The organism is Streptomyces sp. NPDC059455, assembly GCF_042750115.1.
GTDB classification, from domain to species: domain Bacteria; phylum Actinomycetota; class Actinomycetes; order Streptomycetales; family Streptomycetaceae; genus Streptomyces; species Streptomyces endocoffeicus.
Window position 1 is genome coordinate 60,941 of the sequence record NZ_JBHYVB010000006.1, and the last position, 13,841, is coordinate 74,781.

A 13,841-nucleotide genomic window follows, 5' to 3' on the forward strand; every position below is an offset into this window, starting at 1 on the left:
GGTCGTGGGCTGTTCGCGGGCCGTGGTCACCGGCGCCACCGCAGGGTGTCGTCGACGGTGCCGGCGTCGGACGCCGCGCGCAGCACGGCGAGGCGGGTGAAGCGCTGCTCGAAGTCCTCCCGGGTCAGCCCGTGTTGCCGGTAGGCGTCGGCGAGTTCGAGCGCGCCCTGCTTCACCGTCCACTCGCAGTCGAAGCCGGGCACCGCGGCGCGGAACCGGGAGAAGTCCACCCGGTACGACCGCGGATCGGCACCGGTCTCCCCGGTGATCACCACCTTCGCGCCGGACACCGCCTCGGCGACCTGTCCGGCGATCTCGGCGACCGTGACGTTGTTGTTCTCGCTGCCGATGTTGAACGCCCGGTCGTGCACCGCTTCCCGCGGCGCGGTCAGCGCGGCCGTGAAGGCCTGTGCGATGTCGGCGGCGTGCACCAGCGGGCGCCAGGGGGTGCCGTCGGAGAGCACCAGCACCTCGCCGGACAGGAGCGCGTGGCCCACCAGGTTGTTCAGCACGATGTCGGCGCGCAGCCGGGGCGAGTAGCCGAAGGCGGTGGCGTTGCGCATGAACACCGGGCTGAAGTCGCCGTCGGCCAGCGCGTGCAGGTCGTCCTCCACCCGCACCTTGGACTCCGCGTACGGCGTCACCGGGTGCAGCGGGGCGTCCTCGGTCACCAGGCCGTCGCCGCCGGCGGCGCCGTAGACCGAGCAGGTCGACGCGTACAGGAAGCGCCGCACTCCGGCGTCGCGGGCCAGCCGGGCAAGGCGTACGGACGCGTGGTGGTTGATGTCGTAGGTGAGCTCCGGCGCCAGCGATCCCAGCGGGTCGTTGGAGAGCGCGGCCAGGTGGATCACGGCATCGACCCCGGCCACGTGTTCGGCCGTGACGTCGCGCAGGTCCACCCGATGCCCTGTCGGGTCCGCGGGCGCCGGGCCGAGGACGCAGTCGGCGAACAGGCCGGCGTCGAGGCCGACGACCTGATGCCCGGCGGCCACGAGGACCGGGGCCATCACGGTTCCCAGATAGCCCTGGTGTCCGGTCAGCAGTACGCGCAAGGTTCAACCCCCCAGGTTGAGCGTGAGTTTGGTGACGGCGAACGCTTCGGCGTATCGCTCGTGGCATTCGATGCCGCGGATCCGCGCGAGGCCGAGGAAGGCCTCCCGGTCGTACCAGGGCCGGTGCCGCTGCGAGGGGTAGTGCTCCTGCAGCAGCCGCACCTTCCGTTCGGCGATCTCCGGCGTCAGCGGCTGGTACGCCGCCGGTCGGCCGAGGTCGCCGTCCCACTTGACGATCTCGTAGCCGAGCACGAGGTGGTCGCGGAAGGCGGTGGGTATCAGCTTCGCCAGGCCGCGGTGATCCTGGTGCGCGTCATCGGTGCGCGGCGCCAGGATCAGATCCGGCTCGGTCCGTCCGCGCAGTTCCTCGACGGCGGCCTTGGCCTCGTCCCAGTGCACGGGCATACGGCCGTCCGGCAGTTTGAGCACGGTCAGCCGCAGGTCGGCGTCCGGACAGAAGGCGGCGAGCGCGGCCCGCTCCTCCTGCTCGCGTTCGCCGCCACCGCCGGAGAGCACCAGCGCGTCGACCCGGAGGCCGGGCCGCGCGAGGCACAGGGCGAGCAGCGTGCCACCGGCGCCGATGGCGATGTCGTCGCAGTGCGCGCCCACGGCGACGATCGTGTCCAGGGACCCGGCCCCGAGCCGGATCACGCGCGCACCCCGGTGTTGTCGTGCTCCCACACGGCCCACGGGCGGTCGCCCCGGGCGTAGGCGGCGTCGAGCGCGGCCCGCTCCTTCACGGTGTCGGTCGGCTTCCAGAAGCCGCGGTGCTGATGCGCCACCAGCCGGCCGCGCTTGGCCAGTTGGGCGCATCCGTCGGCGACCAGGTCCCCGTTCTCCGGGATGTGGTCGAAGACCTCCTGGCGGAGCACGAAGTAGCCGCCGTTCTCCCACAGTGGCAGTTCGCTCACCGCGGTGATGCCTCCCACCAGGCCGTCATCGCCCAGGTCCACGCAGTGGAACGAGGACTGCGGCGGCACCACCATCATCGACGCACCGGCGTCGCGCCGGGCGAACCGGTCGATCATCTCCGGCAGCGGGGCATCGGTGAGGACGTCGGCGTAGTTGGCGAGGAACATCTCGTCGCCGTCCAGATGGTGCCGCACCCGGCGCAGCCGCTCCCCGATCGGCGACTCGACGCCGGTCTGCGCGAACGTGATCGTCCAGTCCGAGATGTCGGTGGACAGCAGCTCGGTCCGCCCGCCGCGCAGCACGAAGTCGTTGGACGTCGTCTCCTCGTAGTTGAGGAAGAAGTCCTTGATGTGGTGGGCGCCGTAGCCGAGGCACAGGATGAACTCCGTGTGCCCGAAGTGCGCGTAGTAGCGCATGACATGCCAGATCAGCGGCCTGGGACCGACCATCGCCATCGGCTTGGGCACGTCGTCCGCGGCACCGCTCCGCATCCGCATCCCGTAACCGCCGCAGAACAGAACGACCTTCATGCTGTGACCTTTCGAGACGCGACCTCGACAATGCTCAGTTCCGGGATGGGAAAGACCAGCCGGCCGCCCCACTCGTGCACGAAGGACAGCTGCTCGACCAGCTCGGCCCGCAGATTCCACGGGAGGACGAGCACATAGTCCGGCTTGTCGGCGGCGATCCGCTCGGGCGGCAGGATCGGGATGCGGGTGCCCGGAGTGAACCTGCCGTGCTTGTAGGGGTTGCGGTCGACCGTGTACGAGAGCAGGTCGGGCCGGATACCGCAGTGGTTGAGCAGCGTGTTGCCCTTGCCCGGGGCGCCGTAGCCGACGACCGTCTCACCGCGCTCGGCCGCCTCGATGAGGAACCGCAGCAGATCCCGGCGCACCTTGGCCACCCGGGCGGAGAACTCGGTGTACCCGGAGAGCTCCTGCAGCCCGGCGGCCTTCTCCCGGGCCAGTACGTCGGCCACCTGCGCGGTCGGCTCGCCGGCCACTTCGGCCGGCCGGGCCCACAGCCGGATGGAACCGCCGTGGGTGGGCAGCAGCTCGACGTCCACGAGCGCGAGTCCGCCGCTCGCAAGAGCCCGGATCGCGGACGCGACCGTGTAGTACTGGAAGTGCTCGTGGTAGATCGTGTCGTACTGGTTCTCCTCGATCAGGGTCAGCAGGTGCTGCACCTCGATGGAGACCCAGCCGTCGTCGGCGACCAGGGCGCGCAGCCCCCGGGTGAACCCGACCACGTCGGGGATGTGCGCGTACACGTTGTTGGCCACGACCAGGTCCGCCGGGCCGTGCTCGGCGCGGACGGCCGAGCCGGTGGCCGGGTCCAGGAACTCCGTGACCGTGGGCACACCCGCGTCCCGCGCCGCGGCGCCGACGTTCACCGACGGCTCGATGCCGAGGCAGCGGATCCCCCGGTCCACCACATGCCTCAGCAGATACCCGTCGTTGCTCGCGACCTCGACCACGAAGGCGTCCGGGCCGAGAGCAAGACGCTCCACGGCGTCGGCGACGAACGTGCGCGCGTGCTCCACCCAGGAGGTCGAGTACGAGGAGAAGTACGCGTACTCCTTGAACGTCTCCTCCGGCGTGATCAGCGGCGGGATCTGCGCCAGCCAGCAGTCGGTGCAGACCCGCAGGTGCAGCGGGTACGCGGGCTCCGGCTGGTCCAGTTGGTCCGCGGCGAGAAAGCTCTCGCAGGGTGGTGTCGCCCCGAGATCGACGACGCTCGCCAGCGTCGCCGAGCCGCAGAGTCGGCATCGTGTCATTTACTGCCCCCCATTGATTCCATCCGACCCGCGATCGCGGTGCGGTACCCCTCCACCAGGCGCTCCAGCCCGACAGCCGGGCTGAAACCCTGTTCGTAACGGAGCCGGGCCGCCTGGCCCATCTCCCGGTTGCGGTCCGGCTCGGCCGCGATCCGGCGTATGCGGGACGCGAGCGAGGCGGGCTCGCCCGGCCGGTGCAGCAGCCCGGTCACGCCGTCCTCGACCAGCTCGACGAAGGCGCCGTGACCGGCGGCGACGGTCGGGACCCCGGCCGCCATCGCCTCCACGACCACCAGGCCGAACGCCTCCAGCCACGTCGAGGGAGCCACCACGGCGACCGATTCCGCGATGGCCTTCCGGCACTCCGCCGGGTCCAACAGGCCGACGAAAGCCACGTCGTCCCGGCCCGCCGCCCAGGCGGTCACCTCTCGCTCCAGCGGCCCCGCGCCGGCGATCACCAGCGGTACGCCCACCCCACCGCTCGCCGCGATCTCGTCCCACGCGGCCATGAGCAGCCGTACGCCCTTGGCCTCCGCGAGCCGGCCGAGAAAGAGCAGATGCTCGCCGGCGCCTACTCGGCGGGCGTCCGGGTCGGGCACGAAGTTGTGCTTCACCGCCAGCCGCTCGGCCGGCATGCCGGCCCGCACCAGGACCTCGCGCTGCGCCGCGGAGATGCAGAAGAACCGCTCCACGCCGGACCACCACCGCCGCCGGTTGACCGACAGGCTGACCGCGAGCGGCACCGTGGCCAGCCGGGAGCTCCGGTAGCAGCCGTGCCGGACGGCGGGCAGTGGCGCGGAGCCGACGCACTCGGCGCACGGCCGGCCGTCCCGCTGGAGCGTTCCGGGCGGGCAGACCTGGGTGTAGTTGTGCAGCGTGGCGACGGCGGGCACACCGGCGTCGGCGCAGGCGGCGAGCACCGCGGGGGACAGGAGCGGGAAGACGTTGTGGACGTGGACCACGTCCGGCCGCTCGGCGCGCAGCCGGGCGGCGAGTTCCTTGCGAACGGCCGGGTTCCACGGCACGAGGAGCGGCACCGCGGCCTTGCCCGGCAAGGACCGGTCGGCGATGTCGTCGCTGCGCCGCTCGAACACCTCGACCCGATGACCGGCCGCGCGCAGCAGCGCCACCTCCTGGTCGACGACCTTGTTCTCCCCGCTCGGCTGCGCCGAGGCGTAGCGGTTGTGCACTACCAGGACGTGCATGCTCAAGGAACCTCCGATCTCCGGGCCCAGCGCGGAATGTGTCGTCGAGGGAGTTCGGGCGTGGCGAGCGGAGCGGCCGCGGCGGGTGCCGCCAACAGCGAGGCGGCCAGGGCCAGATGCAGCAGATACGGCGAGGCGTCGCCAAGACCGGCCTCGGTGTACGACGCGATCGCGCAGTAGCTGATCAGAAAGATCGCGCAGGCCCTCTGCAGCGACGGTGGCCGCAGCAACGCGACGCCGCCCAGCACGATGATGATCGCCGCGACAAAGGTGACGCCGACCAGACCCTGCTCGTTGTAGACGGCCAGCCAGCTGTTGTCGATCGGCAGCCCGCCGAACGACTTGTCGCCCAGGCCCACGCCGAACAACTTCTCCCCGGTCGTCCGGGGCGCGGCCAGCAGGGCGTCCCAGACCTTGGCCCGACCGGTGAGGCTGGAGAAGTTCTCCTTGCTCTGTCCGCGCAGGAACCAGGCCTGGAGCACGGAGGCGAACCCCACCGCGGCCACCGTGGCGCACAGCACCGCCCAGGTGAAGAAGCGGCGGGCCGCGGCGCTGGTGAGGAGGAGCGAGCCGATCGCCAACGCCAGGCCGAGGAACAGGCCGAGCGTGGCCGTCCGGGTATGGGTCAGCGCGAGCAGGACCAGTGACGGCACGATGACCAGCGCCGCGCCGGCCCTGTCGATCCGGCGGCCCAGTACGAGCAGCGCGGTGAGCCCGATGATCACCGCGGCGTACTGCCCGATCTGCGGCGGGGTGAGCGGCCACAACGCGCCGACCAGCCGCCCGCCGTAGAGGTCGGGCAGGGCCGCGCCCGGTGCGACGACCAGGCCGGCGGCCACCGACCCGAGCACCGCGAAGTACATCCGGATGTGGTGCCGGACGAACGTCAGGCTGCCGTCCCACCAGCGGCTGAGCAGCCACAGTGTGCCGACGAAGAGCGCCAGCCGGGTGCAGCGGAACAGCGCGCCGAACCCGGACTCCAGATGCGCGCTTGAGATCACGCTCGTCACCAGCAGCAGGGTGAGCAGGGACACGTACGCACTGGCCCGGATGCGCAGCCGGAGATTGACCGCGAGCGCCAGCGCGAACGCGGCGACCAGCGCGCCCATGGTGACCATCTGGATGAGGGAGCGGGGCAGCGGGACGATGGTCTTCGCCCCGGCGGAGCCGAGCGTGTTGAGGACCAGCAGCCCCCAGACCGTCCCGACGACCTTCGGTGTGTGACCCTCGCCCATCTCAACCACCGTCCTGTGCGCGGAGGGTGCTGCCCGCGTCCTGCTGGTACGGCGTGCCCTGCCACTGCCCGAATTCGAGCACCCGGCTCGGGTCATGGGCGACGAATTGCCACGGTCCGAGGTACACGTTGTCGTGCCAGCGGTTGTGCTGTTTGTGGGTGATCTCCTCGGCCACCCCTTCGCCCTGGTACGGCGACCAGTCCGGATAGGTGCCGTAGTTGGCCAGCACCGCCATCCGGTCGCACTTCACCGTGCACTTGACGACGGACGTGTCCAGCACGAAGCGGTTGTCGTGGATGTCCACCCGCTGGGTCTTCCACCGGCAGTCGGCGTAGAGCGGTGGCTTGGCGATCGCCGGCTTCGCGCAGCTGTCGGTGTGCCGGACCAGCAAGGTGCAGTTACCGGACGAGGTGTTGGCCGGGCTGTTGCAGAACCGGTCGGCGTTTTCCCACAGGGTGATCCCGGACCAGTTGTTCTCCAGCACGTTCCGGTAGATCTCGATCTTGTCGGTGCGGGCTTTGATCCGTGGTTCGCCGCCGGACTCGGACAAGTAGACGGTCGCGTAGGGGAAGTTGTCGCCGCGGTCGGCTTCCCTGCGGCCCTCGACCCAGTTGTTCCGCCGGATCGTGTTCTTCCGGATGACCGCGTTGTAGCTGGTCTCGTAGATCAGCGCGGCACCGTCGTTGTCCTCGAGCACATTGTTCTCGATGCGGAAGTCGTTGTTGTTGGTGTCCGCCCACAACCCGGTTCCACGGTTGTCGTGCACCCAGTTGCCGCGTACGTCGGCGCCGTTGACGGCCCAGAACTTGACGCCTCCGGTGCAGCCGCAGCCCTCTCGCCGCCGCTCCCAGTCGCCGGTGTTGTTGCCCACGATCTCGTTGCCCTCGACCACCAGGCCGCTGATACGGCCTTTGGCCTTGTACGCGTTCATGCCGTACTGGCCGTTGTCGCGCAGGCAGCTGGCGCGGACTCGCTGGCGGGCACCGGCCATCAGCCCGGCGCCGGAGTTGTCCTGGATCGTCGCGTGCTCGATCACCCACCCGTCGGCCGAGTCATGGTTGACCACGCCCTCGTCCGGCGGCGCCACGAAACGTTGCACGGTCAGATGGCGGATGGTGACGTCGCGGGCGGTGCCGCCGAACGCGTACTGGTTCTTCTTCCGGCCGTCGAGCACCGCGCCCGGCGCGCCGAGGTAGCGGTTCCCCTTCTTGGGGATGACCTGGGCATAGCGGTCCGGGTCGAGCCTGTGCTTGCCCGGTCGAAGCCAGAACGTGGTGTTCGGGGGGTTGCTCTTGGTCTTCGCCGCCAGGTCACCGACCACCGCGGGGTCGACCGTCACCGCGCCCGCCGGTGCCTTCGCCGGCCCGGCCGCGGGCTTGGCGCACGCCCGAGCCACGGACCGGGCCGCGGACATGGACGGCCCGGCGGTCGGCTCCGCCGCCGGGGCGCCCGGCGTGCTCTCACAGCCGGTCACCGCCAGCAGGACGAGCGTCGCCGCCGCCACCGGTAACGCCCAGTTCCGCCACTTGATCACCACACGTACCCCCTAGCCGCGGAACCTGAGTACGGTGGTGAACCCCCGCGCGCCGTCGGCGAAGCCGGTGCCGACCAGTGTGGTGGTGGGTTCCTTGCGCCCGAAGCCGGCGGAGTACCAGCCCAGCGGCGGTCCGGTCGCGCCGCGATGTGCCCGCCAGGACAGCTGTCCGGGCAGGTCGAGCACCGCGGAGCGGTCCTCGCCGTCCCGGTTCCAGGTGAGCACCGCCCGGTTGTCCACCAGGTCCGCGGCGATCGCCGGGCCGAGGTGGAACGCCAGGCGCACGTCCCGGCGCGGGCCGCGCACCTCGTCAACCACCCTCAGCTCCTCGGCCGCGGGCGTCAGTTCCACCCGGCGGCGGTGCACGGAGCCCTGGTAGCCGTCGTGCTCGGCACACCAGCGGGCCACGCCCCCGCCCGATGTGTCCGCAGCCAGGACCCGGCTGCGGGCATGCCGGGTCCACAGGAACGGGCCGCCGGAGACGGACTGGTCACCGCCGTCCAGCTGCAGGGTGTTGTGGCCGAGGGTCGACCGGAAGTACTGCCGCCACTCGGGCTGCCCGTGGTAGCAGTACGTTCCCGGGTCGGCGAGCACATCGACCCCGTCGTGCCGGACCTCCACGGACAGCGCGTCCGCGTGAGCATGCGCGGCGATGGACAGGAAGCCGTGCGGACCACCGTCGCAGCGGCACCAGATCTCTCCGGGTCCGCGCAGGATGGTCATCCCCGCGTCGGCGAAGTGCGCCGGGCGGCTCGCCGGGCGGGGCGCGGCCGGTGCGGTGCCGTCCTTCGCGTACGGCCGGATGAGCGCGGCCAGCAGTGGGGTGCGCACATCGGTGCCGGTCACCACCGGCCACCAGGGGAGCCGGCCGAACACGGCGTCCCCGGTGGCCAGCAGCGAGGCCCAGCGGTCGGTGCCCGCGCCGTCCACGACCAGACCGTGCCCGTCGTCGGCGTCCCCCTGGCGCGGCGGCCGTAGCCGGCTGTCCACGATGGCCGCGAGCGCGTCGGTCATCCGCAGCAGCACCAGCCGGATCGACGCGGGGACCGGCACACCGGCGGCATCCGCCTCGGCCACCGCGGCCAGGCCGAGCTCCAGCACCAGTCCGTGATACTCGGTGGCCAGCTCGCGGTTGAGGCCGGAGCCGAAGGTGTTGCTTCGCAGCTGCCGCTCCAGCGACCGCAGCGCGTCGGCCCGCCAGCGCCCCGAGGAGGGGAACCAGCCGAAGGCGCAGGCCGCGGCGAGCTGCCCGGCGGCCTCGGCGATGACGTGGTTGTTCGCCGAGGACCCCCGGCTGGGGAAGGCGGCCAGCCAGCGCTGGTGGTGCCAGATCTGGTTCAGCGCCACCGGGTTGCCCTCGAACAGCCCGGCCACGCCCGGCCAGCCGTCGAGCAGTCGGCGGATCCACACCCAGGACAGCAGCCGGATCCCCAGCTCGATGCCGCTGGTCCAGTGCACTCCGCGCAGCGGTGCGTTGGCCGTCCACCACGACCGCAGGTGCTCGGCCACTCGCTCGGCGTACCGCTCGTTCCCGGTGATCGCGTAGGCGGCGGCGAGCACGGTGAGGTACTGATGCCGGGACGGCTCCCAGATCTGCTTGATGTCCCCGACCGCCTCCTCGTCGCGGTACGGCACGTCGAAGGCGTAGCCCCACGGGGCCCGGCGCCCGGTCTTCGGGTCGTACCACCAGTCCGGGTCGGCCAGGTCGTCGCGGTCCACCCCGAAGTACTCGGCGTGCCCGGCCATCAGCCGGTCCGCCTCGGCGATGAGACGTTTAGCGGCGTCCGGTGGCACCGCGGCGATCGTCCCCGCGGGCAGTACCGCGGTGAACCGGGCGCCGGTCACGCCCGGGCAGTCCGGCCGCGCCGACCGCCACCGCCGCCTGCGCACCGCGTCGCCCACCCGGCCGCCGACCTCCCGCGGTCCCATCCGGGACAGCCGCCGCAGGTACCAGCCCGCGCTCATGTTCATCGCGCCCTCGCCAACGTCACCGGCGCACCGGCGGCCAGGCCGGCCTGCACGGCGAGGGTGGCCGCCGTGGTGGCGACCAGCGACTCCAGCGGCACCGGCATCGGCCCGCCGGTCCGCACGGCCTTGATGAACGCGGCCAGCTCGGCGGACTGACCCTTGTCCCGGGCCTTGGGCAGCCGCGAACTGACCCACCGGTCGCGGCCGACCCCCCTGTCGACAAACAGCGAGGCACGGACGAAGTCGTCGAGCCGCAGCACCTTGCCGTCCGCGATCAGGTCCAGCGTCTCCTTGGGGAAGCCCGGCGAGCCGGTGGTGACGTAGCTGATGGTGGCGGTGGACCCGTCCGGGTAGCGCAGCACGATCTGCAGGTCCTCGTTGCCGGACGTGGCGACCGCGTACACCGACACCGGATCGGTATCGAGCAGCCAGCTCGCCGTGTCGATGAAGTGCCCGCCCTCGCCGGCGAACCGCGAGCCCTCGGTGCCCTGTTGGAGGTACCAGCTGCCGTGGTCGAGCCGGCCCGCGTTGACCAGGTAGCGGAGGCTCGCCGGACCGGTCCGGGCGCCGAACCGCTTCCGGGCCTCCTGCAGCAGCGGCGTGAACCGGCGGTTGAAGCCCACCTGCAGCCGGTCGTTGCCGGATTCCTCCACCGCCGTGAGCACGCCGGCCAGCTCGTCCTCGGTGAGGGCCAGGGGCTTCTCCACGAACACCGCCTTGCCGGCCCGCAGCGCCCTCATGGTCAGTTCGGCGTGTGAGCTGTGCCGGGTGACCACGAACACCGCGTCGATGGACGGGTCGCCGAGCACGGCGTCGAGATCGGTGGTCGCCTCGGCGAAGCCGAACTTCCGCTTCGCGTTGGCCGCGGACAGCGCCGTAGTGGTGACGACCGTGGCCAACTCGACGCCCTCGCGCCGTTCCAGATGCGGCAGCAGCATCGACGTCGCGTAGTTTCCCGCGCCGACGAACGCCAGCCGCACCGACGCATTGGCGTACCGGGCCGGAGTGGACACTCCGCCGCCGTGTCGCACCGCGGGCACGGCCACCGCCGGGGCCCCCGTTTCCACGGCGTGGTCGGGGTGGCCGGGATACCGGAACAGCACCGCCACGGCCTTCAGGTCGCCGTCCTTCAGGCGCCGGTACGTCTCGACGGCGTCGTCGAAGTCGGCGATGTGGGAGACCAGGGGCTCCACGTCGACACCGCCGCGGGCGAGGAGATCGAGGAAACACGCCAGGTTGCGGCGCTCGGTCCAGCGCACGTAGCCGATCGGGTAGTCCCGCCCCTCGAGCTCGTACTCCGGGTCGTAGCGCCCGGGGCCGTAGCTGCGGGAGAACCGGACGTCGAGCTCCTTCTCGTAGTACGCGTTCCACGGCAGGTCCAGGCGGCACTTGCCGATGTCGACGACCCGGCCGCGGTCCCGGCTCAGTCGGGCGGCCAGCTCGACGGGCTGGTTACTGCCGCCACCGGCGGCCAGATACACCTGGTCCACGCCGTGACCGCCGGTGAGCTCGGCGACGGCGGCTTCCACGGCCGCGGACGCGGGATCCCCGCAGGCCGCCGCGCCCAGGCGCTCGGCGAGCTCGCAGCGCACCGGGTCGGGGTCGGCCCCGACGACGCGGACTCCCGAGGCGGCGAGCAGCTGCACCACCAGCTGCCCGATCAGCCCGAGGCCGATGACCAGCGCCACTTCGCCGAGCCGTGACTCGCCCTGGCGGACGCCCTGCAACGCGATCGACCCGACGGTGCCGAAGGCCGCGTGCCGCGGCTCGAGGCCGTCCGGCACCCGGGCGTAGAGGTTCTTCGGCACCCAGTTCAGCTCGGCGTGCAGCGCGTGCTCGTTGCCGGCGCAGGCCACGAGGTCGCCGACCTTCACATCGTCGATCCCGGCGCCGACCTGCTCGACCACCCCGCACAGCGAGTAGCCGAGCGGCGTGTAGGAGTCCAGCTTGCCCATCACCTTGCGGTAGGTGGCGCCCACCCCGTTGGTGGCCACGCTCTGTACGACCTTGGCCACCTGATCGGGCCGGGAGCGGGCCTTGCCCAGCATCGACATGCCGGCCTCGGACACCTTCATGAGCTCGGTCCCGGTGGATATCAGCGAGTAGGCGCTGCGGACCAGCACACCCCCCGGCTTGCACCCCGGCACCGGCACGTCGAGCAGCGCCAGCTCGCCGCTCTTGTAGTTCTGCACAACCTGTTTCACCCGAAGTCCTCTTGTCTCTACGCCGTCAAGGGAGAGTTCTGGCCGGACCCGGAGGTCGCGCCGCGGTACCAGTACTCGAGGGTCAGCACATGCCACAGATGCTTGGAGAAGTCCCGCTGCCCGGCGGCGTCCTCGGCGACCATCCGCGCCAGCGCGTCGCGGCGCAGGAACCCGGAACGGACGAGCACGCCGTCGTCCACCACCTCGCGCACCAGCGGTGCCAGATCCCGGCTCATCCAGGCCCGCAACGGGGCGCTGAACAGGCCCTTGGGCCGGTACACGATCTCCCGGGGCAGGATCGAGGTGGCCGCCTCCTTGAGGACGGCCTTCCCCTGCCGTCCGACGATCTTGCGGTCACCGGGCACGGCGAACGCGGCCTTGACCACCTCGACGTCCACATACGGCACCCGCACCTCGGTCGACGCGGCCATGCTCGACCGGTCCGTGTACGTGAGGTTCAGGCCCGGCAGGAACATCCGGGCGTCGCCCAGGCACATGCGGTTGACGAAGTCGTCGAGGTCGTTGTCCTGGTAGACATCCGCATGCTCGGTCAGCACGTCCTCGACCGTGCCGACCAGGTCCGGATCGATCAACGCGAGCAGCTCGTCCCGGTCGTACATGGTGTAGCTGCGCCGGAACGCGGTCTCCTCCGGCAGATCGGCGAAGGAGAGGAACCGCTTCGCGAAGCGCACCGACCGGTACCCCCGGCGCGCCGTGGCCACCGGCAGCCGGTCCACGGCCCTGGACACCCCGCGCCGCAGGGGCCGCGGGACGCGCTGGTAGCGCAGCGCGATCAGGTTGGCCAGGTGCTTGCGGTAACCGGCGAACAGCTCGTCGGCACCCATCCCCGAGAGCATCACCTTGACCCCGGCCTCCCGGGCGGCCGAGCAGATCAGGAACGTGTTGATCGCGGCGGGGTCGCCGATCGGCTCGTCCAGGTGGTACGTCATCTGCGGCAGCAGGTCGAGCACGTTCGGAGCGATCTCGATCTCATGCAGGTCGACGCCGAACCGCTCGGCGACCTGGCGGGCGTAGCGCAGGTCGTCCGGCATGGCCTCGAACCTGGCGTCCTCGGCGCGGAATCCGATCGTGTACGCGGAGATCCCGGGTTGGTGGCGGGCCGCCAGCGCGGTCAGATAGCTGGAGTCAAGACCGCCGGAGAGGAAGGTCGCCACGGGCACGTCGGAGAGCAGATGCTGCCGAGTCGACTCCTCGACGATGGCGGCAAGGTCCGGCTGCTCGCCGCTTTGGGCCCGCTCCCGGCCCTCGGCGGCGACGTCCTTCAGGTTCCAGAACCGGCCGCGCTCCACCCGGCCGTCGGGTCGGCACCTCAGCCAGCTCCCGGGCGGCAGCTTCTCCGCTTCGCGGAACGCGCAGCGCGAATCCGGCACCCAGTAGTACAGCAGCGAGGCCACCAGCGCCGCATGGTCCACCTCCAGCGACCCGCCGGTCACGGCGGCGAGCGCCTTGAGCTCGGAGGCGAACACCAGGCCCCCGCCGCGCCGGAGCAGGAACAGCGGCTTGATGCCGAGCTGGTCGCGGGCGAGCACCAGGTCACCGGTTCGCTCGTCGAAGATCCCGAACGCGAACATGCCGCGCAGCCGGGGCAGGCAGCCCGTGCCCCAGCGACGCCAGGCCTCCAGCAGCACCTCGGTGTCGGAGGTGCCGCGGAAGCGGACCCCGGCGGCCGCCAGTTCGGCGCGCAGCTCGGGCGCGTTGTACAGCTCGCCGTTGTACGTCAGGACGAGGCCGCCCGAGACCATCGGCTGGGCGCCGGTCCCGGACAGGTCGATGATGGCGAGCCGGCGGTGCCCGAGGTGCACTTCGCCGTCGCCGACGGGGTGGCTGTACCGGCCCGTCCCGTCCGGACCGCGGTGGGCGAGGGTATCGGTGAGCCGGTCGGTCACGACCTTCCCGTCCGGCCATCGGTACGTGCCTGCGATGCCGCACATGT

The 13,841-nt window shown here is 71.5% G+C and carries 10 protein-coding genes; all 10 read right to left on the bottom strand.

Annotated elements, in window-relative coordinates; translation table 11 throughout:
• Positions 1-26: 26 nt before the first annotated feature.
• Genes ACFXB5_RS03600 through asnB form a run of 10 tightly spaced genes read right to left on the bottom strand, consistent with a single transcriptional unit; the run spans position 27 to position 13,839 of the window.
• Entirely contained in the window at positions 27-1,052 is a 1,026-nt protein-coding gene (locus ACFXB5_RS03600; RefSeq protein ID WP_385201957.1) for an NAD-dependent epimerase/dehydratase family protein, read from the bottom strand.
• Positions 1,053-1,055: 3 nt separating this feature from the next.
• Positions 1,056-1,703 (bottom strand): PIG-L deacetylase family protein, encoded by a 648-nt coding sequence (locus ACFXB5_RS03605; RefSeq protein WP_385201959.1) that lies wholly within the window; start codon positions 1,701-1,703, stop codon positions 1,056-1,058.
• Positions 1,700-2,494 carry a glucose-1-phosphate cytidylyltransferase gene (locus tag ACFXB5_RS03610; protein ID WP_385201961.1) on the bottom strand — a complete coding sequence of 265 codons (795 nt, stop codon included), beginning with the start codon at positions 2,492-2,494 and terminating at the stop codon, positions 1,700-1,702. The genes ACFXB5_RS03605 and ACFXB5_RS03610 overlap by 4 nt, the downstream gene beginning before the upstream one ends.
• Entirely contained in the window at positions 2,491-3,741 is a 1,251-nt protein-coding gene (locus tag ACFXB5_RS03615) for a class I SAM-dependent methyltransferase (RefSeq protein WP_385201963.1), read from the bottom strand. Before ACFXB5_RS03615 ends, ACFXB5_RS03610 begins: the two co-directional genes overlap by 4 nt.
• A complete protein-coding gene (locus ACFXB5_RS03620; RefSeq protein WP_385201965.1) occupies positions 3,738-4,946 on the bottom strand; it encodes a glycosyltransferase in 1,209 nt (402 codons plus the stop codon). The genes ACFXB5_RS03615 and ACFXB5_RS03620 overlap by 4 nt, the downstream gene beginning before the upstream one ends.
• Positions 4,947-4,948: 2 nt before the next feature.
• A complete protein-coding gene (locus ACFXB5_RS03625) occupies positions 4,949-6,181 on the bottom strand; it encodes an O-antigen ligase domain-containing protein (RefSeq protein WP_385201967.1) in 1,233 nt (410 codons plus the stop codon).
• Position 6,182: 1 nt separating this feature from the next.
• On the bottom strand, positions 6,183-7,718 hold the full coding sequence (locus ACFXB5_RS03630; RefSeq protein ID WP_385201969.1) for a right-handed parallel beta-helix repeat-containing protein: 1,536 nt from the start codon (positions 7,716-7,718) through the stop codon (positions 6,183-6,185).
• A gap of 9 nt (positions 7,719-7,727) precedes the next feature.
• Positions 7,728-9,686: an alginate lyase family protein gene (locus ACFXB5_RS03635; RefSeq protein ID WP_385201970.1), complete on the bottom strand. Its 1,959-nt coding sequence runs from the start codon at positions 9,684-9,686 to the stop codon at positions 7,728-7,730.
• Entirely contained in the window at positions 9,683-11,887 is a 2,205-nt protein-coding gene (locus ACFXB5_RS03640) for a bi-domain-containing oxidoreductase (RefSeq protein ID WP_385201972.1), read from the bottom strand. Before ACFXB5_RS03640 ends, ACFXB5_RS03635 begins: the two co-directional genes overlap by 4 nt.
• Positions 11,888-11,904: 17 nt before the next feature.
• Positions 11,905-13,839, bottom strand: coding sequence for an asparagine synthase (glutamine-hydrolyzing) (gene asnB / locus ACFXB5_RS03645; protein WP_385201974.1), 1,935 nt, complete (start codon positions 13,837-13,839; stop codon positions 11,905-11,907).
• Positions 13,840-13,841 lie beyond the last annotated feature (2 nt).